This is a genomic window from Secundilactobacillus hailunensis (genome assembly GCF_005405185.1).
Classification (GTDB): Bacteria; Bacillota; Bacilli; order Lactobacillales; family Lactobacillaceae; genus Secundilactobacillus; species Secundilactobacillus hailunensis.
This window is the reverse complement of record NZ_BJDO01000001.1, coordinates 60,139-79,440: the sequence shown is the minus strand read 5'-3', so window position 1 is coordinate 79,440 and position 19,302 is coordinate 60,139. Positions and strand designations below refer to the sequence as shown.

Sequence of the window (19,302 nt, the reverse complement as noted above, 5' to 3'; positions counted from 1 at the left end):
ATAAAGGATGTGATCTTGTGGGATTATTTGATTTTTTCAAACGCCGTGCCAAGCAGGATAAGTCGAAAAAAACTGACGAACAAGCACCAAAAGTGGAAACACCAAAAACCGACAATTCAACAGAAACAGCAGAAACAGTAAAAGAAACGCCTAAAACGGATGAATCGGCTGCTAAGACTGTCACTATATCAGATGTACCAGCAGCGGAAAAGCCAGCTCAAATTGCTGAAACACCTACTAATGAAAATCAGTCTGATGAAGCTGAATCACCAGTAGAACCACAAACGGTTAAAGCGACTGAAGCGACTCCAGAAAAACCAGCAGAGTCAGCAACGCCTGCTGATCAAGACGAGCAGCAGACAGAAACAGTTGAAACACCTGAAACCAGTACTGATCAAGAACCTGAGTCACAAAAATCTGAATCTCAGGAGCCTGAATCGCAGCAAGCGGAATCGGCTGAACCAGAAAAAAAACAAGCTGAAACTGACGTCGAACAACCGACACTAGCTGCTGACAATACTGGAACCAACAATGCTGAATCTAGCGATGACGAACAGCCGGCAACAACCGATGCTGAGCGCTACGACAAAGGTCTAGAAAAATCGCGGCTAACGTTTGGTCAGCGGTTGAATCATTTGCTGGCTAATTTCCGTTCCGTTGATGAGAACTTCTTCGATGATCTGGAAGAAACGCTGATTGGCGCGGATGTTGGCTACGATATGGCCATGAAGATCAGCGATGAGCTGCGTGAAGAAGTGAAGCTTAAAAACGTGAAGAAGTCTAAAGACGTTCAAAACGTGGTGGTTAAAAAACTGATTGAACTTTACGATCAGGCTGGCACCAACGAAAATAATGGGTTGAACTTTGCTAAAGAGGGGCCAACCGTGATTCTTTTTGTCGGCGTTAACGGTGTCGGGAAGACCACTACGATCGGTAAGATGGCCAACCTGTTCAAACAGCAGGGTAAAAAAGTGCTGTTAGCCGCAGCAGATACCTTCCGTGCCGGTGCAATCGAGCAATTGAATGTTTGGGCGCAGCGGGATGGCGTGGACATTGTTAAAAAGCCAGAGCAAAGTGACCCGTCTGCCGTGGTCTATGACGCCCTCAAAAAAGCCAAGAGCGAAAACTACGACATTTTATTTGTGGATACGGCTGGCCGGCTGCAGAACAAAACCAATTTGATGAACGAATTGGAGAAGATGAAGCGCGTGATCACCCGCGAAATTCCGGATGCCCCTCACGAAGTCTTACTGGTGCTGGACGCAACTACTGGTCAAAACGCCTTGAACCAAGCCAAGCTGTTTCAGGAAGCGACCAACGTCTCCGGCATTGTCCTGACCAAACTGGATGGGACCGCGCGAGGCGGGATCGTTTTGGCCATTAGAAACGAGCTGCATTTACCAGTTAAGTACGTGGGCTTAGGTGAACAAGTGGATGATCTCCGGCCATTTGAACCAAGTGAATTTGTCTATGGCCTGTTCAAAGGGTTGATCGATGTTAAATAGACAAGAGGTCGTTAGTCTATCGGGACTTAACGACTTTTTGACTTTTCCAAGGAAACCCTATCGTAATAGTTAGAATTTGGTATAATGAATAGGCTAGATTAAACTTATCTGCAGGCGAATGGAGGTGGCAACGTGGAGATTGAAAAAAATAACCGGATCAACTCGCTGTTTGCCTTTTATCAGCCGCTGTTGACTAAGAAGCAAAATGATTACATGCAGCTCTATTACGGCGATGATTATTCACTAGGCGAAATTGCGGAGGATTTTAATGTCAGCCGTCAAGCAGTCTATGATAATATTCGACGGACTGAAAAAATTCTGGAAACCTATGAAAAAAAGCTCCATCTGCTGGCAGAGTTCACTCAGCGCAATCAGCTAGCGGACGAGATTCAGAGCTATGTCGCAAAACATTATCCAAAAGATCAACAACTTAACCAGCTGGTCCACCAATTGGAATCGGCTGAAGAAGAATGAAAGTTAGGTGCATAACAAATGGCATTTGAAGGACTAACCGAGCGTTTACAAAACGCCATGAAGAAACTTCGTGGCAAGGGTAAAATTTCTGAAAGCGACTTACGCGACACCATGCGTGAGATTCGACTGGCTTTACTAGAAGCCGACGTTAACTTTGACGTGGTGAAGGATTTCGTTAAAACGGTCCGTGACCGAGCAGTCGGTACCAAGGTACTGGAAGGTTTAAACCCCGCCCAGCAAATCGTTAAGATCGTTGACGAAGAATTAACCAAAACGATGGGTGAAACGGCCGTCCCACTAAATAAGTCACCGAAGATTCCCACCGTTATTATGATGGCTGGGCTTCAAGGGGCTGGGAAAACGACCACGGTCGGTAAATTAGCTAACCGGCTTAAAACCGAAGAAAAGGCCCGTCCGTTAATGATTGCTGCTGATGTTTACCGGCCAGCCGCTATTGACCAATTAGTGACCGTTGGTAAACAGATCGACGTGCCCGTCTTTGAAATGGGAACGGACACTGACCCAGTGGAAATCGTGCGTCAAGGGCTGGCTAAAGCCGAAGCTGACCATAACGATTACGTCTTTATTGATACTGCTGGTCGGCTGCAGATCGACGAACAGCTGATGGACGAACTGGCGCGGATCAAAGAGTTAGCCCATCCTGATGAAATTATGCTGGTCGTGGATGCCATGACTGGTCAAAATGCCGTGGCGACTGCCAAGGGTTTTGATGAGAAACTCGATGTCACCGGGGTCATTTTAACCAAGTTAGACGGTGATACCCGTGGTGGTGCTGCACTGTCAATTCGTGCGGTAACTGGCAAACCAATCAAGTTTGTTGGTGAAGGTGAAAAGATGTCTGATCTGGACGTCTTCCATCCCGACCGAATGGCTTCACGAATCCTGGGTATGGGGGATATGCTATCCCTGATTGAAAAGACCCAAAAGGACGTTGATGAGAAGCACGCGCAGGAATTAACCGAAAAGATGCGGGAAAACTCGTTTGATTTCAACGATTTCTTGGATCAAATGCAGCAGATTCAAAAGATGGGGCCCATGGATCAGATCATGAAGATGATTCCTGGAATGGCGAATAACCCAGCTTTGGCCAATGCCAAAATGGATCCTAAAGATCTGGAACACGTGAAGGCGGTCATCTACTCGATGACGGAACAGGAACGGACGGAACCAGACGTGCTGAATCCATCACGGCGGCGGCGAATTGCAGCTGGTTCTGGTCGGCCAGTTCAAGAAGTCAACCGGATGATCAAGCAGTTTAACCAAATGAAAAAGATGATGAATCAAGTTTCTAATGGGAATATGTCCGGAATGCAAAACATGATGAACAATGCCGGCATGGGTAACGCCATGGGCGGCAAAATGGGCCAGATGGCAATGAAGTCAATGTCTCGGCGCATTAAGAAAAATAAAAAGCGACGTAACAAATTAAAGCGGCGTCGTAAATAAGTCAGCTATGGAGTCGGGGGTGCATATCCTGGGCTCTTTTTTGGAAATAAGAAGAAGGCGGATAGATGTTATCGTTTCAAGAATTAGTAACAGCCATTCCGGTGGTGATCAAAGCTGGTAACGTACCAGCCGTGGTTGGTGAGGCCGGAATTGGCAAGTCAGCATTAATTCAAACGGTTGCGGCGAAAATGAATGCCAAACTGTTTACAACTGTGGTCAGCCTATCTGAAAAAGGTGATCTGGCCATCCCAGTACCGCCCATGACGGATGCGGCATTTGTGAAAACTTCGCAGTATGGTGAATTAGCCGACGTTAAGTTTGGTTATACCCATACCCTGATTGAAATTATTCAGTGGGCCGAAGCGCATCCGCAGCAGTCGATCATTTGGTTTTTGGATGAGTTTAATCGCGGTACGCAGGCGGTGCAAAGTGAGTTAATGAACCTGGTACTTCAGCGGCAGATCAATTCCTTGCGGCTGCCTGATCAAGTCCGCATGGTGTTAGCTGAAAATCCTGACGCGACCATGACGGGGTTTGAAACCAGCGACTATGGTGTGACGGTGGGAGACGCCGCCATTAATGACCGGACCGTGCGCCTAGTGATGCGGGCTGATACAGCGGATTGGCTGCAGTGGGCGCAAGGTCCGGGCAACATCGTTAAAAGCGTGCGCCGGTATATTGAAGAAAATCCACAGCAACTGGCTCCGGCTGACCACGATGATGATCTCTATCCCACACCTCGAGCTTGGCAGCGCGTGTCGCGTAACTTACAAGAACTTAATCAATTACCTGCTGATCAGCAGTCAAAATTGCGCTTAGACCTGCTTCAAGGTGATCTTGGGGTCACGGTGGCTCGCAGCTTCGAACAGTTCGTCCGTCAGCAGCAGGTGGGCCTCAGCGCACAAGAAATCTATACTGGCGATCTATTAGACCCGACAGTGACCCAGATTTTTAATGAAGCTGGCATTGACCAGCAGCAGTCGATCATGAACAGTTTGATTCAGCAGGCCGGTGAATTTCCACTGACTAAGGAAACCTATGCCGCGCGGTTTACCACGCTGTTAAATTTGATGCCGGTGGACGGTCAGTTTGCGGTGGCACTGAAACTCGCCGAAGTGCCTAATTTGTTGGAACAGCTTTATGAGGCAGCTCAGCAGCATCCGGTCGTTAAGCAGCTGTACGATCAGCTGACGGCGATTGGATTGAAAAATGACGTTAACTAAAAGAAGGCCTAGTTGATGTTTCATTCGCAGTTAAACGACTTGGCGACCCAAAAAGAGCCGAAAAAAACCCAGCAGCAGACTCAAAGACTGTTTGCAGCTGTTACCAGTCAGCTGCTAAATTCTCAGCGCTTTTACGGTGAGTTACTGCTACGTCTAGATAAACGGGTTGATCCGCAGCTGCCAGTAGCCATTGCGCTTACCACAGCTAAGCGGCCAGCCTTGTTAATTAACCCACAGCGCTTAAATGAGATGGTGCGTTCGGACGAAGACCTGTTGAGTCTAGTGGAACACGTGGTGAGCCATTTAGCTTGGCAGCACCCTCAGCGTTACGCAGGACAAGGTGCGGACCAGCTGGTTCAATTAGCAACGGATATGGCGATCAACGACCACCTGCATCCGCTATATCCAGGGGCTGTCACGCGCCAGCAGGTTAATTTTAAATTAGGGTTGCATTTAGCGGCTGATCTGGGATCGGCAGAATATTTGGCGCAATTGAAACTAGTCTTAAAAAAAGATCAAGATGGAACCAAGGTACAACAGGTCAAAAAAATGCTGGGCCAGTCACCGGAAACTCACGTTGGTTGGCAGAAACTGGATCAAGAGGCGCAATTACAGTTAGATCAACTGGTAGTGAGTTCTTGGCAGGAGACCCCGACCAAGCAGCGGGGCTTAATACCGACTCGATTACAACACCGGCTGAATCGGCGACCAATAAAATTGGGCTTGGACTGGCGCAAACTCGTCATGGTTGGTCTAAACGGACCGCGAAAATTACAGGAACCGGCGTTTAACCGGTTTAACCGCCGGCAGCCATACCGACTGGAATTACCAGGGGTGACTAGAGCGGCGACCCGCCAGTTGTTTTTATTTGTGGACCAATCCGGTTCCATGACGGATGATGAAGTCCAAAACATTCTCGGACAGATTGTCCAGCTATTAAAGCGCTATCGTGATAAAATAACGATAATTCCGTTTGACGCGGTTGTGTATGATGACCGGCAGCAATCCGTTTCGCACGGCAACCAAGTGATCTTTCAGCGGGTTGCTGGCGGCGGGACTGCTTACCAGCCGATTTTTGATTGGTTACTTAAACGGGGTGCTAACGATAGTAATGCGCTGGTACTGATTCTAACCGATGGGCATGGTGAAGATGCGGTGGATACGCATGGATTAACCAATTTGATCTGGGGTTTAACGACCACCAAGGCTGATCTGTCGGTTAAAAAAGCCATTGGAATGGTCACCGTGATTCGTGAAAGGAAGTAGCTTATGCTGACAGGACAGCAATTACGTGCCGTGATCCAGCAAGATCTGCCGTTTAAGCGGGCACAAAGTATTTTGAAAAATGACTGGCAGCGCGTAAACGACGAAAACCCGTTAGCCAGACAGTTCATGACGGTTGACGATTTACAATTTGCACTGTCGCTGCAGGCCGTTCAAACTGATCACCAGTTTGCGGATCCCAGCGATTATGGCAGTGTCATGGCATTTATTCATCAGCATCAAGCTGATTTTGCGCCGGGCAGCCGGGAATTTTTACTGCAACCCTTTAAGTGAAATTATTTTGCGTGATTAAATTTAAAAAGGTTATTCAGGCTTACAGCCACATTGTTTCAAGGTGTAAAGAAAAAAACCTTTACAACCCACTAGATAACTGGTATATTATTTATCGTTGAAAGAATTAACAGGAGGTGTCATGCATGTCAGTAAAGATTCGTTTAAAGCGAATGGGTTCTAAGAAGCGCCCATTCTACCGTATTGTTGTTGCGGACTCACGGAGTCCTCGTGATGGCCGTTTCATCGAAAAAGTTGGGACTTATAACCCACTTGTAGAACCAGCTCAAGTTGAACTTGAAGAAGAGAGTATCATGAACTGGTTAAACAACGGTGCCCAACCTTCAGATACTGTTCGGACATTACTTTCCCAAGCAGGTATCATGAAGAAGTATCACGAAGCTAAGTTTTCAAAAAAGTAGTGATCAGTCATGACTGACTTTAAAAAATTAATTACCACGATTGTAACACCCCTAGTTGAACATCCAGAAGCCATTGAGATCAAGCGCGTTGAAACTGATCGGTTTTACGAGTATCACTTAACGGTTGCCGGTGACGATGTGGGTCGTGTAATTGGTAAGCGGGGGCACGTTGCTTCTGCAATTCGCACAATCGTATATAGCGTACGGATCAATGATCCCAAGCGTGTGCGACTTGTCATTAACGATGAGTCTAAAGCTCCCAAATGAGACTCATGTCTCGGGGGCTTTTTTGTTACTCTTTATTCTCGTAGATAAATTATCAAGTGGAAGGCAGGTGCCTAAATGTACTATAAAGTTGGAACCATTGTTAACACCCACGGCATTCGTGGTGAACTGCGCGTGGTTGCCGAAACCGATTTTCCCAAACAGCGGTTTAAGAAGGGCAGCCAGTTAGCGCTCTTTAAAAACGACCAGGATCAAAAACCAATTGGCACGATTACGATCAACAGTGCGCGTCAGCACAAGGGGTTTATCCTCATTACGCTGGCCGGCTATGACAATATCAACGATGTTTTAAAGTATAAGGGTCTGATTTTGAAAGTTGCAGAAGAAGATCTTAGTGATAAGGATTTAGATGATGGTCAATATTACTATCATCAGATAATTGGCCTCAACGTGGTCACTGAAGACGGCAAGAAAATCGGTACCATTAAAGAAATTATGGCACCTGGTGCTAACGATGTTTGGGTGGTGGCCCGACCTGGTAAGGATGATCTGCTGTTACCCGTGATCGACCAAGTGGTTAAAAAAATCGATCTGTCAGCTGGACAGGTGATTGTCGAACTGATGGAGGGCTTGGAGTAATGCGAATCGATGTACTTAGTTTATTTCCAGATATGTTCGGTCCGCTGCACGACTCGATTGTCGGCAAGGCCTTGGATCGCGATGAGCTGGAAGTTGAAGTAACTGATTTTCGTCAATATTCTACCAACAAGCATGGCAACGTAGATGACTATCCCTTCGGTGGCGGCGCGGGAATGCTATTGCAAGCCCAACCGCTGTTTGATGCCATGGCAGCAACGCAGAAAAAGGCGCAAGACTTAGGCCATGAAAAAGGCCGGGTTATTTTAATGGACCCAGCTGGGGTACCCTTTACGCAAAAGGTTGCCGAAAACTTTGCTCATGAAGACCACCTGACGTTTATTTGCGGCCATTATGAAGGCTACGATGAACGGATTCGAACCTTAGTTACGGATGAGATTTCCATGGGCGATTACGTCTTAACTGGCGGGGAGTTGCCGGCCATGGTGATGATCGATGCCATTTCCCGGTTGTTACCCGGAGTATTAGGCAACGAAGAATCTGCTCCCGGCGACTCGTTTTCGACTGGTTTGCTGGAATACCCGCAATACACGCGGCCAGCTGATTTTCGGGGCATGAAGGTACCCGATGTGCTGATCTCCGGCAACCATCAGAAAATCGATGAATGGCGGGAGATTCAGTCGCTGAAACGCACGCTGCTCAGACGGCCAGATCTATTGGAGAAATTAGACCTGACTGGCGATCAAAAGCGCAAATTACGCGATATTCAGATTGATTTAGATGATAACCAGTAGTAATTATAAATAAACCTTTACTCAGGTATTTAGATATGATATTCTAGTAACTGGCTGTTTAGCCACAATTAACAACATTCCGCTGTCGAGAATGAGTATGAATGTTGATTGAAGGAGAGAAACAATATGCGCCAAAACCAATTAATCGAAAAGATCAACAAGGATCAATTACGGACAGATATTCCTGACTTCCGCCCTGGGGATACCATTCGTGTTCACGCCAAGGTTGTTGAAGGAACTCACGAACGTATCCAATTGTTTGAAGGTGTCGTGATTAAACGTCACGGTACTGGTATCCAATCAATGTATACTGTTCGTAAGATTTCTAACGGTGTTGGTGTTGAACGGACTTTCCCCGTTCACTCACCACGTGTTGCCCAAGTGGAAGTTATCCGTTACGGCCGTGTACGTCGTGCTAAACTTTACTACATCCGTGCATTAAACGGTAAAGCAGCTCGTATCCCAGAAGCTCGTCGTCCTCGTAAGTAGTCGACCGTTTCTGTTAAAAAAGCGTTCATGTTAGCAGTTAGCTGACGTGAACGCTTTTTTGTGTCATTGAAATTCTTGAGTTCTGTCACTTGAACCTGTATTCTGAGGTTAACAGGTTTAACTAAAGGAAGTGACAGAGATGTCTGGTAATCAATTTACACCGCGGCAGCGCCACCTTTTCAGCACGCAATTAGTGGTTCAGGGCAGCGCATTGGTGGCACTGGTCACGCTGTTATTTAAAATGGTTGATTCTCATTTTCAATTTCTGACTGGTAGCGTATTAATAGCAATGTTGGTGATCATACTGATGCAGTGGGGATTAGGCGCAGTGATTGCCAGTGCACAAAAACGGGCTGGAAAAATCACTAAAGTCAGTCGAAATTGGCTGCCAAAACTTGCCATGAGTTTTGAAGCAGCGCTGTTTCTGATCCTAGGCATTTACTTCTTATCTCAAGTTTAAGGTAATCAAAAAGGCATCCACTCAAAGGTGGGTGCCTTTTTGTTACAAATTCGCATCATGTTTATAACTTAATGGTGAAAAAGCAGTGGCTTGGGTAATTAATTCGGCGGTTAACTCACGGTATTTTTTTAAAGCGAGTGCCGCATTTGCCATACTTTCTTGTGTGAGTAATGCACTCAGTTCAATCCCATTTAAGTGCTGCGCTTTTTGATCCGTCTGTAATACTGAACGTCCAAATTGCTGGTTCAACTCTTTTTGCGTTTGTTTTAATAGGTCACCAAATTGGTCGTAGTGCGCATCAACCAAAACGCCAGCTTGTTTGAAGACCCAGTAGGCGCTGTCTGGACTGTACGTTTCCAGACCACGCTGGTATTCGGCCGGCGTTTCCGTAATACCGGCGTAGAACGGCACGTAGACGCTTTGAGCGGTAAGCCCCATAGACAGCCACTGAATGCCAGACAATCCAGGTTGATTAAATTGTCGTAGTTGCAGGATGTGGGATTCCTGTGTCGTAGCGAGACTAACTGGCCGGAAACGTTTCTTATCCGCTTCAGAGCCCGCACCAATTGGATCATAGGGGGTTTCTTGGAAGTGAGAACTCAAGAACGCTTTGGCATCGTCCACCGATAATAATTTTTCTGCTTGGCGGATGAAGGGTAACTGATGGCTGTTGGTCGCTTGTTCACTACTTGGATTGAACATTTTTTGACCGTACCAGACCCGTGGCAGATTATAGTAGGCATCCATTTGGCTGTTAGTACCGAAGATTTCCCGGAAATTAAAACTGTTACGGTGCGGATTCAGTGTGTTTTCACGGACAAAATCACTAATGTGACGCTGCCACATAAAGTGCTCAGGGTCGTCAAAATCAACCTCTTGAATCGCCATTTGATTGGCTACCACCGCGTAACTGTCATCCGGGATCCGCTGGGCGACCCAGTAGTGACCGGAACCCGTTTCAAAATACCAAGCCTCATCACGGTCAGCAAACAAAATGCCGTTGGACTCAGACGTGCCGTAATGCGCTACGATGGCACCCAGTCGTTTAACGCCTTCACGGGCGGTTTTGACGTAGGGCAAGGTAACCGTGACCATGGCTTCTTCACCAATGCCATCTTTGACTAAGGGGTCGGCAGCTAATACCCGGTCGTTGGCATACGTACTTTCGGTGGCACTCATTGCCACGCCGTATTCGTTGATGCCATCTTCTTCAAACAACCCGTATTTATCGGTCCATTCAGGAGTAGCGGTGTATTTATAAGCGGTATCCGGTAACGGCATTTTAAAACCGTTATCCGTTGATTCAAAATTAGCTTGACTGGTCGTGGCAGCCGGATGAACCAGAAAGCGTTTCGGCCAGGCCGGACGTGAATCTTCATTTCGGCCAATCATTACTGAGCCATCAACCGAGGCCTGTTTACCGATTAAAATACTGGTACAGGCTGAATAAGGTGTAACTGTCATGTGAATTCCTCCAATGCTTGATTGCTAAGTGCATTCTATCATAGATCAGTCCAAAGCATGGTATCATAAACCAGTCTAAAAGTAAGCCAAGCGGCTAATTGATATAGGCAAAGCCACTAAAATGTGATTAAATAAATGCTGTGACTCAAATTAGTTGAAAGGGTGCTTGATATGCAGGCAATTATCGACCGTAAAGACTTCGCAATTAAATGTGCTTTGATCGTTGGATCAGCGTTGATCAACGCCATTGCGCTGAACTTTTTTCTGATTCCAGGTAATATTTTTAGCGCGGGGATCAATGGGGTTTCGCAAATTCTATCCATTTTGGCGCTGCAGTGGTTTCATTTCCATATTAATACCGGTTGGCTGATCCTGTTATTTAACGTGCCGATTGGCATCCTAGGCTGGTTAAAAGTTGGCCGGGGATTTACGATTTACAGTTTCTTGACCTCATTTCTCACTTCTATTCTAGCCGTGGTACTGCCGATTCAGACTCTGTCACATAATCCGCTGCTAAGTGCGCTGTTTGGTGGTATTTTGACCGGTGTCGGGGTAGCTTATCCACTCAAGTATGGCTTCTCTACTGGTGGGATGGATATTATCGCGGTGATCCTGGAGAAGACCACGGGTAAAACTATTGGGACGTTGATGATCGCCATTAATATGGTGATTGTTTTGGTTGCCGGCACACTGGTTGGCTGGGAAAATGCCATGTACACGATTATTTCGCTGTATGGCATGTCGCGGGTAGTGGATGCCATTCATACCCGGCACCAAAAACTGACCGCGTTTATTGTGACTACTAAGCCGGATGATGTCATCGATGGGCTAAAAGCCACGCTGATCCGCGGGGTGACGATCCTGCCAGCTCAAGGGGCGTATAAGCGGCGGCCAGGAGCAGTTTTAATGGTGGTTATTTCCCGCTATGAACTGTACGAACTGGAACACGTGGTCAAAACGGTGGATCCGGAATCGTTTGTGAACCTCGTCAGCACCGTGGATATTGAGGGTAACTTCTACGATGAAACGGAGCAGTTAAAGGCACGGCAGGAACAATCTTAGAAACTTGCCTGAAAACTGGAAACAGGGTATACTTTTAACATCTTAAACAAGGGAGACATTGCACATGCCAATCGTAAACATTGATTTAATCGCAGGCCGTTCACAAGAACAGCTTAAAGACTTAGTTAAAGACGTGACGGATGCAGTTGTTAAAGATACGGGTGCACCCGCTGAACACGTTCACGTTATTTTGAGAGAAATGGCCAAGAACCGTTACGGTGTTGCCGGTGTTCTTAAAAGCGATGAAAAGTAATTCAAAAGGGTTAACGAAACTGCGTTAACCCTTTTTTGATGGGCTTTGTGTAACCGATTACAGTGCTGATATCACCCCTTTTAAATGAAATTTAGTTGGCTAATTCGCCGTTCTTCGGTATACTATAGGTTGATTAACTATCTTGAGAACGTAAACGAATGGAGACTTATCGATGAATGACGAACAGTATATAATGGCAATTGACGAGGGTACGACGAGTACACGGGCAATTCTATTTAACCGGGATGGTCAAATTGTGGGTCAGGCGCAACGTGAATTCACACAGCATTTTCCAAAGCCTGGCTGGGTGGAACATGACGCCAATGAGATTTGGAGTGCCGTACAGTCGGTGATTTCAGACGCGGTCATTGACGCAAAGATTCAGCCCTACAAAGTTCGGGGTATCGGGATCACCAACCAACGTGAAACGACCATTATCTGGGACAAGAATACGGGTGAGCCGGTCTACCATGCCGTGGTCTGGCAGTCAAAGCAGACCAGTCAGATCGCGGATGAACTGAAAGCCAAGGGTTACGCTGATCTAATTCACAAAAAGACCGGTTTGGTGATCGACTCTTACTTCTCAGCAACTAAGATCATGTGGATCTTGGATAACGTGCCTGGCGTGCGTGAACGGGCTGAAAAGGGCGAATTATTATTTGGCACGATCGATACCTGGATCTTGTGGAAGCTCACTGGTGGCCGGGTACATGCGACTGACTATACCAACGCCTCACGGACCATGCTGTTTAACATCCACGATTTAAAGTGGGATAAGGAGATTCTAGACCTGTTAAACATTCCGGCTAGTCTGTTGCCTGAGGTTCACCCATCGTCATACACCTTTGGTTACACGGCTGGGTTTACTTTCTTTGGCCTGCAGGTGCCAATTGCCGGGATCGCCGGTGACCAGCAGGCGGCGTTGTTTGGACAGACCGCCTTTGACAAGGGATCCGTTAAGAACACTTATGGCACCGGGGCGTTCATCGTGATGAATACCGGTACCGAACCGACGCTGTCTGACAAGGGATTATTAACGACCATTGCTTACGGGATCAATAATGAAGTGACTTACGCTCTAGAAGGCAGTATCTTCGTTGCCGGTTCAGCTGTTCAATGGCTGCGAGACGGCATGCGGCTATTTAAACACGCTTCTGAATCCGAAAAAATGGCGGTGGAAGCCAAAACGACTAACGACGTCTACGTGGTACCAGCCTTTACTGGACTGGGTGCCCCTTATTGGGATCAGGAAGTCCGTGGGGCGGTCTTTGGATTGACGCGTGGGACAACTCGAGAACAGTTTATCCGAGCCACGCTGGAAGCCATTGCGTACCAGACCCGTGATGTCGTGGATACCATGGCCGCTGATACCGGCATTGATATTAAGACGCTGAGTGTGGACGGCGGAGCTGCCAACAATAACTTCTTGATGCAGTTCCAGGCTGATATTTTAAATACCCATATTCAACGGGCAGCGATTGCTGAAACGACTGCGCTGGGTGCTTCCTATCTGGCGGGCCTAGCAACCGGGTTCTGGCAGGATATGGATGAAATTAAAAAGATGCATAAAGCTGGCGAAGAATTCGATCCGCAAATGTCTGCTAAAGACCGCGAGAATTGTTACTCCGGCTGGCAGCAAGCGGTTAAGGCCACTCAGTTATTTAAACCGAAGAAGAATCTGTAAAATTTAAATGAACATTGAATATTAATTGGGTTATTATCAAATCATATTGATGGTGTCTTAAAAGTACAGTCACAATTTTGTGGCTGTACTTTTTCTATATATGTTAAAAAAACTGGCATTGGTTATTCACCAATACCAGTTTTTAGTTTCTATGTAGCACATTAATTTTTAGCTTGAAGCAGGGTAAATTGACCTTTTTCGCTAAGTGATAATAAATCAGCTAGCACGTTAGGTTTTATATCGGGATGCATACTCCAATATGAAAGCAGACCGACTACCTCTGCAGCACTATCGACTGCAATCAGGGTTCTAAGCTGTTTATTTGAGTGCGGCGCTAACATTGCTAAACCTGCAGTGCCGCTATTTTCAATGACTTCGATTAATTTATCGGTTAGGTGAGATCTGGGTGATTTATGCAACAATACATCGATTAGCGGCAGTTCATCAACAAATTGTTTGAAAAAATTAAGATGAATAGTTGATAGCTGCTTTGTAAAGGAAGTCAGGGTTTGGTGTTTAAAAATCTGTTGTCCGAATAAAAAAAATTTATTAACTAAATGGTCTTCACAGGCTTCAATTAGTTCCGCTTCACTTTCAAAATAATGATAAAAAGTGCCTCTATTTATGGAAGCCTCCCGACAAATATCAGTCACTTTCAGTGGGTGATTGGGTGTCTTATTTAACAAATTAATGAATGATTGAACAATCAGTTGTTCAGTGGTTCGATGTGATTGATGATTACTTGATAAGGAATTGTCAGCCATATTGTTCGCCGCCTTTTTAAGTGATGCTTCAGTGTTCAATGTCAGCATTATACCACTTTATATTACTTTTAGTAAGCATTCATTGGGCTAAAACACTGGTTAATCATGCTTTCATTAAATTCGATAGCTATGTAAGAGAAGACCTTTTTTACAATCAACTTGTTAGATACGCTATTTTTAAAACATAATAATTTACTATTAAAAAATTAGTAAAAATAGACACTTTTAGCCGAAGTGTTTATATACATTAAGTATAAATAATGTACAATGTCAGGTAAGTGTATGATATGGATCGTTAATTTCGAGTAGAAGTCCCTTTCTTGGAGGAGTGGGGCCAAACGGATGCCCGATTTTGCAACTATTAGTGTAGTTAGTTGCCGGTCCTGAATTTTAGAATTGGGGGGAATTTTATGATGCAAAAAAATCAACGCAAAGAACGACAATTAGTTCATGATTTAACGGATGAAAAATTACATTACAAGATGTATAAAGTTGGTAAGAATTTTGTATTTGCCAGCTTGTTAACTTTAGGCTTTTCAGCGGTGTTAGCGACATTTTCACCAAATACTGTTCGCGCCGATACGCAACAGGATGCAGAAACAGAATCTACTGGAACGGTGTCAGCAGCTGACCAATCATCGACAACGGCTGTTTTACGGTCTAGTTCCAATGAATCTAGCGGTAGCGATGTTGCAGCTAATACGCCGACAACAGCCGATACAGCAACTTCCAATTCAACAAAAACGAGTACGGCTGATACAGCAACTACTGACTCAACAAAAACGAACACGGATAAAACTGCCACCAAGGCTACAAACTCTGGCGCATCTGATGCCAGTAGCGGTAATGTGACATCAGCTAAAACTGCGGTCACGCCTGCTTCCAATGGGACCAACAGTACTGATTCCAGCGCTTTATCTGGTACTAGTACCTTGTCCGATGCGAAGACACTGCCTGATAACAGTAACGCTACAGCTGATACAACCAGCAAGACTACTACAACAGACAGCAGTGATAACGTAAAAACAGGACAGACTTCATCTGATTCAGATACGACAACCCTAGATTTAACTCAAAATTCAGTTAAGTTGGGTCAAGGTGCTTCTAAAACAGCCACTAGTGATGCAGCTAAAACAGCTCCTGTTGATTTAACTGCTGCTCAAACTGCGGTATTGACCAGTCTACCAACTGGATCCACTTATAAGGTTGGCACAGATGGTACCTTAACGATAGCCTTGAACTCAGCTACTGACGAAACGACAATTACCTCGATCCAATCGAGACTGGTAACTGCCGGTTTTAAGTCGGTTAATTTAACGGTTTCAGCGGCAGGAGAAACTTGGCGGACGTATTCTACAAGTACGGTATCTGATGAACAAGCGCGTTCGGTTCAAACTGTTTTTTCAACTCCTGTAACAATGGGTGATATTGCACTGATGGGTGCTGCTGGAACTGGATCATATACGGATTTAACTACCAAGCAAGTTGTGACTAACGCGAGTGTTTCTCAATTGCAGAATTATTATAACGAACTTGAAACTGAGTATAGTTCCGGTTCGACTGATGCATTGAGGTTTAGTAACTTCTTGAAGCCAGTTAAAAATGACGCGACCACTTTCGGAACCTATATGAATTACTTATCGGAAATCTACTATTACTTTGATGGTGCTTCTGATAGTTATGTTAGCCAGTTGAATAAAGCTATTGACGGCATGTCACCTCAGCAAAAAGCTGCGATGGCCCAAACTGGTATGGACGATTCCGGAACAGGTGTCTTGCAATCCCTTGAACAGGATGTGCATGCTTTTTCATTAAAAAACATTTTACACTCAACGGATTATAAAAATCCGCAAGCTACTGCTGATGATTTAAAGGGGTCACTTGGTACCTTTAAATTGCCTGCAGGAATGAGTCAAGACTTTTATGACAGTGTTTTTAGTCAGTTTATCGATAGTATTTTTGCAACGTATATAGATGCGATTGTGCCTTCTGCTGAAAAATATGTGCTGAATCAGATAATGCCCGCTGTTAATACGATTTCTGATCTTAGTGGAGTGACTTCAACAACGGATACTGGGGTTCAGGGTGAAGTAGATGCTAACCTTTATCCGTTGGTACATTCATTAATGACGATTGATGGCTCTTATTCATTGACAACTATTTTGCCTCACCTAGAAGCAATGTATCAGAATGCAAAAAAAGCTTTGTCTGGCTTAGGTATTATGGAAGGTATTGCTGGCGTAAATGATACAGAAACGCTGGCAGAATACGTTGGGGCTGCAGCTCCCGGCTCAGTTAGTGATTGGAACGCTCAGACTGAAACTGGGAATATGAAAGCATTCAGTAACTTTTCTGCTTTTAATGATATTTATTATGCTTATTCAAAAGCACTTGTAAGTACGCTGTATGGTTCAGCTATGCTCGGGAAATATAAGGCGCTTTCAATTATGTACTCAGAAAATGCAGCTGATCCTGATGCTGCGTGGACAGCGCTTGGAATTACTGCAACTACGGCACCCAAGGACATTAAAGTTGCAAATCTAGATTCAACTATTGATACAACTAAAGAGACTCAGGTAGAGACATTCCAACAAGGTGCTTGGGATGTTTACCACTACATCAAGCCATTTTATGATGCTGCTCTAAAAGATTTAGCAACTGGAAAAGTAACAGGTGATACTCCGCAAGCAACAGAGGATGCTGTTTGGGATCGGGTCACTAATCCAGCTAAGGGTGGCCAAACACTTACAGATAGTGCTGGTCAAGCGCTTACTTTAACTCCTGATGCTAGCGTTGATACATCAGAAACTAACCCTCATGAGCAGGCAAACTATGTCAGCCCACAGTCTAAAGCATACTTCACGAGTTTTTATAATGCTGCAGTGAAGGCTAACGCACTGGCTTATTCAGAACAGCCTATATATCGGACAACATTAACGAACAGTGATGGCGATGTTATCAGTACGACTGATACAAATCTCAGCAAACCAATTACCACTAATGTTAGTGGTGCTGCTTTGACTGGCGTATATGGTGGCAGTATTGATACTTCCAATTTACCTGCAAGTTTGACATTTGATGGTAAGCCTATTTCTAAACCAGCAGATTTAAGTACGTATGCTGTTCCAGAAAATGGTGGGGTTATTAAGATTATTTATGGCTCCCAGAAAATTAAAGAGGGACAGACCCAGGCGGTTTCAGTTACAGCAACTAATGTACCTGCAGGTCAAACCTTTGACTATACCATTACTAATAGTGATGGTGCGACTGTTTCACAAGGAAGCAAAGTAGCGTATGGTACAGCTTCTGCTAATGGGTTGACTCTTGATTTAGGACAGACGTTAACAATTTCAAATTATGCAACTGGTACTGAGCAGCCAACAGTCACACCAGCAACGAGTTTGACATATGATAATGCGCTTCTTGATAGTGCGAATAATGGTAAGGCTGGCATAGTTGTTGCGTATACTAACAACCAGTCCAAGGATTCCTCCGCTTTAGCTTCAGATGCCGGTATCTTTAATGGTGTTTCTGATAAATTAACAAATGATCAATCTGACTTTGTTTCAGATTTAGTTAAAAGCAACTACGATTCAGCTGGCCTTTCCAGTGATATAGCTAATGTTCTTAGCGATGTTAACAATATGAATTCTGATTTGGGTACAGTTAGTTCTGATTTGAGTAATGAGAAGTCAGACGTTGGCTCAAATGGGACCTCTGATGAAGTTGCCAAGTTAACTAGTGATACGACTATATTCAATACGGATAGTGCTAATGCCTCTAATGGTCACAGCACCTATGTTAATGACGGGGTACTGAAGAGTGATGATGCCCAACTTAACAGTGATTTAAGCAATTTCACTCCTAACCAGAGCGATTTCACCTCGGATCAAACGAAGTTTATGAGCGACATTGCGGTTTCGGATACAACATCTGGGACGGTTTCGAATGATTTAAGTAATTTAAATAGTGACTTAGGTGGAGTGGGTACTAATGAAAGTACCGTAGTTAGTGATGTCGGCAAGGAAGAAAACGGTCTTGGATCAGCACTTACTGTTACTAATGCTGCACAGTTCACTAGTGATTATAATGCAGTCTATGTTCCCAACAATAATGATAAAAATGCATACGCTAGTGATCAAGCTATGGTTAAGTCGAACGCGTTGAGCAATGACCAGCGCGCGATCAACAGTGATCAGACGAAGGTCAACAGCGACTCGAATAAGTTCCAGAGTGATCAGAGCAACGTGGCTTCGGACTTAAGTGATAGCAATACCACCTCGGGCACCTTGACCAGCGATGAGAACAAGACGAGCAATGATCTGAGCAACTTCAGTGATGATAACAGTAAATTGACTTCGGATAATACGAAGGAAAAGAGTGATCTGGGTTCCAACGTAACTTCGGATCAGCAAACGGCTGTCAACAGCGACAGTACGCAGTTGAGCAATGATAATAGTAATTACCAGAGCGATTCCGGCGAGTACAGTGACGACGTCACGAGTGCCGCCAGTGCGAAGTCGAATGCGTTGAGCAATGACCAGCGCGCGATCAACAGTGATCAGACGAAGGTCAACAGCGACTCGAATAAGTTCCAGAGTGATCAGAGCAACGTGGCTTCGGACTTAAGTGATAGCAATACCACCTCGGGCACCTTGACCAGCGATGAGAACAAGACGAGCAATGATCTGAGCAACTTCAGTGATGATAACAGTAAATTGACTTCGGATAATACGAAGGAAAAGAGTGATCTGGGTTCCAACGTAACTTCGGATCAGCAAACGGCTGTCAACAGCGACAGTACGCAGTTGAGCAATGATAATAGTAATTACCAGAGCGATTCCGGCGAGTACAGTGACGACGTA

At 45.1% G+C, this 19,302-nt stretch carries 18 protein-coding genes; 16 read left to right on the top strand and 2 right to left on the bottom strand.

Annotation, left to right across the window (positions count from 1 at the left end):
* Positions 1–17 precede the first annotated feature (17 nt).
* The 12 genes from ftsY to FFM73_RS00295 all read left to right on the top strand — a co-directional run bounded on the left by ftsY (position 18) and on the right by FFM73_RS00295 (position 9,210).
* The gene (gene ftsY / locus FFM73_RS00350) at positions 18–1,505 is read left to right on the top strand and encodes a signal recognition particle-docking protein FtsY (protein ID WP_137629818.1); all 1,488 of its coding nucleotides are present in this window, start codon (positions 18–20) and stop codon (positions 1,503–1,505) included.
* Positions 1,506–1,637: 132 nt separating this feature from the next.
* A complete protein-coding gene (locus FFM73_RS00345; RefSeq protein ID WP_137629817.1) occupies positions 1,638–1,979 on the top strand; it encodes a putative DNA-binding protein in 342 nt (113 codons plus the stop codon).
* 18 nt (positions 1,980–1,997) lie between these two features.
* On the top strand, positions 1,998–3,446 hold the full coding sequence (ffh, locus tag FFM73_RS00340) for a signal recognition particle protein (protein ID WP_137629816.1): 1,449 nt from the start codon (positions 1,998–2,000) through the stop codon (positions 3,444–3,446).
* A gap of 65 nt (positions 3,447–3,511) precedes the next feature.
* Positions 3,512–4,669: an ATP-binding protein gene (locus FFM73_RS00335; protein WP_137629815.1), complete on the top strand. Its 1,158-nt coding sequence runs from the start codon at positions 3,512–3,514 to the stop codon at positions 4,667–4,669.
* Positions 4,670–4,684: 15 nt separating this feature from the next.
* Positions 4,685–5,935 carry a vWA domain-containing protein gene (locus FFM73_RS00330; RefSeq protein ID WP_137629814.1) on the top strand — a complete coding sequence of 417 codons (1,251 nt, stop codon included), beginning with the start codon at positions 4,685–4,687 and terminating at the stop codon, positions 5,933–5,935.
* Between the two features lie 3 nt (positions 5,936–5,938).
* Positions 5,939–6,226: a hypothetical protein gene (locus FFM73_RS00325; protein WP_137629813.1), complete on the top strand. Its 288-nt coding sequence runs from the start codon at positions 5,939–5,941 to the stop codon at positions 6,224–6,226.
* 143 nt (positions 6,227–6,369) lie between these two features.
* A complete protein-coding gene (gene rpsP, locus FFM73_RS00320; protein WP_054656367.1) occupies positions 6,370–6,645 on the top strand; it encodes a 30S ribosomal protein S16 in 276 nt (91 codons plus the stop codon).
* A gap of 9 nt (positions 6,646–6,654) precedes the next feature.
* Positions 6,655–6,912: a KH domain-containing protein gene (locus FFM73_RS00315; RefSeq protein WP_089136571.1), complete on the top strand. Its 258-nt coding sequence runs from the start codon at positions 6,655–6,657 to the stop codon at positions 6,910–6,912.
* A gap of 75 nt (positions 6,913–6,987) precedes the next feature.
* Positions 6,988–7,509 (top strand): ribosome maturation factor RimM, encoded by a 522-nt coding sequence (rimM, locus tag FFM73_RS00310; protein ID WP_137629812.1) that lies wholly within the window; start codon positions 6,988–6,990, stop codon positions 7,507–7,509.
* Positions 7,509–8,261, top strand: a complete 753-nt coding sequence (gene trmD / locus FFM73_RS00305) for a tRNA (guanosine(37)-N1)-methyltransferase TrmD (protein WP_137629811.1) — start codon at positions 7,509–7,511, stop codon at positions 8,259–8,261. The genes rimM and trmD overlap by 1 nt, the downstream gene beginning before the upstream one ends.
* A 126-nt stretch (positions 8,262–8,387) precedes the next feature.
* Positions 8,388–8,750 (top strand): 50S ribosomal protein L19, encoded by a 363-nt coding sequence (rplS, locus tag FFM73_RS00300; protein ID WP_054656370.1) that lies wholly within the window; start codon positions 8,388–8,390, stop codon positions 8,748–8,750.
* 139 nt (positions 8,751–8,889) lie between these two features.
* The gene (locus tag FFM73_RS00295) at positions 8,890–9,210 is read left to right on the top strand and encodes a hypothetical protein (protein WP_137629810.1); all 321 of its coding nucleotides are present in this window, start codon (positions 8,890–8,892) and stop codon (positions 9,208–9,210) included.
* 42 nt (positions 9,211–9,252) lie between these two features.
* Here FFM73_RS00295 and FFM73_RS00290 read toward each other — a convergent pair whose 3' ends face one another.
* Positions 9,253–10,674, bottom strand: coding sequence for a C69 family dipeptidase (locus tag FFM73_RS00290; protein ID WP_137629809.1), 1,422 nt, complete (start codon positions 10,672–10,674; stop codon positions 9,253–9,255).
* Between the two features lie 171 nt (positions 10,675–10,845).
* On the opposite strand from FFM73_RS00290, the gene FFM73_RS00285 reads away from it, so the two are divergent.
* The 3 genes from FFM73_RS00285 to glpK all read left to right on the top strand — a co-directional run bounded on the left by FFM73_RS00285 (position 10,846) and on the right by glpK (position 13,673).
* The gene (locus FFM73_RS00285) at positions 10,846–11,736 is read left to right on the top strand and encodes a YitT family protein (RefSeq protein ID WP_137629808.1); all 891 of its coding nucleotides are present in this window, start codon (positions 10,846–10,848) and stop codon (positions 11,734–11,736) included.
* A gap of 64 nt (positions 11,737–11,800) precedes the next feature.
* Entirely contained in the window at positions 11,801–11,989 is a 189-nt protein-coding gene (gene thmT / locus FFM73_RS00280) for a 2-hydroxymuconate tautomerase (RefSeq protein ID WP_137629807.1), read from the top strand.
* 172 nt (positions 11,990–12,161) lie between these two features.
* Positions 12,162–13,673, top strand: a complete 1,512-nt coding sequence (glpK, locus tag FFM73_RS00275; protein ID WP_137629806.1) for a glycerol kinase GlpK — start codon at positions 12,162–12,164, stop codon at positions 13,671–13,673.
* 161 nt (positions 13,674–13,834) lie between these two features.
* Here the strand turns inward: glpK and FFM73_RS00270 are convergent, their stop codons facing one another.
* A complete protein-coding gene (locus tag FFM73_RS00270) occupies positions 13,835–14,437 on the bottom strand; it encodes a TetR/AcrR family transcriptional regulator (protein WP_171001133.1) in 603 nt (200 codons plus the stop codon).
* Between the two features lie 410 nt (positions 14,438–14,847).
* Between FFM73_RS00270 and FFM73_RS00265 the strand changes: the two genes are divergently transcribed.
* Positions 14,848–19,302 (top strand): KxYKxGKxW signal peptide domain-containing protein (locus tag FFM73_RS00265; protein WP_137629875.1); only part of this gene is annotated, 4,455 nt, incomplete at its 3' end.

Excerpts from the sequence above, each read along its gene's own strand:
- FFM73_RS00315 (WP_089136571.1), top strand. The coding sequence starts at position 6,655 with ATGACTGACTTTAAAAAATTAATTACCACGATTGTAACACCCCTAGTT.
- FFM73_RS00330 (WP_137629814.1), top strand. The coding sequence starts at position 4,685 with ATGTTTCATTCGCAGTTAAACGACTTGGCGACCCAAAAAGAGCCGAAA.
- thmT (WP_137629807.1), top strand. The coding sequence starts at position 11,801 with ATGCCAATCGTAAACATTGATTTAATCGCAGGCCGTTCACAAGAACAG.
- trmD (WP_137629811.1), top strand. The coding sequence starts at position 7,509 with ATGCGAATCGATGTACTTAGTTTATTTCCAGATATGTTCGGTCCGCTG.
- FFM73_RS00325 (WP_137629813.1), top strand. The coding sequence starts at position 5,939 with ATGCTGACAGGACAGCAATTACGTGCCGTGATCCAGCAAGATCTGCCG.
- FFM73_RS00295 (WP_137629810.1), top strand. The coding sequence starts at position 8,890 with ATGTCTGGTAATCAATTTACACCGCGGCAGCGCCACCTTTTCAGCACG.
- glpK (WP_137629806.1), top strand. The coding sequence starts at position 12,162 with ATGAATGACGAACAGTATATAATGGCAATTGACGAGGGTACGACGAGT.
- FFM73_RS00290 (WP_137629809.1), bottom strand. The coding sequence starts at position 10,674 with ATGACAGTTACACCTTATTCAGCCTGTACCAGTATTTTAATCGGTAAA.
- rpsP (WP_054656367.1), top strand. The coding sequence starts at position 6,370 with ATGTCAGTAAAGATTCGTTTAAAGCGAATGGGTTCTAAGAAGCGCCCA.
- FFM73_RS00270 (WP_171001133.1), bottom strand. The coding sequence starts at position 14,437 with ATGGCTGACAATTCCTTATCAAGTAATCATCAATCACATCGAACCACT.
- rplS (WP_054656370.1), top strand. The coding sequence starts at position 8,388 with ATGCGCCAAAACCAATTAATCGAAAAGATCAACAAGGATCAATTACGG.
- rimM (WP_137629812.1), top strand. The coding sequence starts at position 6,988 with ATGTACTATAAAGTTGGAACCATTGTTAACACCCACGGCATTCGTGGT.
- FFM73_RS00285 (WP_137629808.1), top strand. The coding sequence starts at position 10,846 with ATGCAGGCAATTATCGACCGTAAAGACTTCGCAATTAAATGTGCTTTG.
- FFM73_RS00335 (WP_137629815.1), top strand. The coding sequence starts at position 3,512 with ATGTTATCGTTTCAAGAATTAGTAACAGCCATTCCGGTGGTGATCAAA.
- ffh (WP_137629816.1), top strand. The coding sequence starts at position 1,998 with ATGGCATTTGAAGGACTAACCGAGCGTTTACAAAACGCCATGAAGAAA.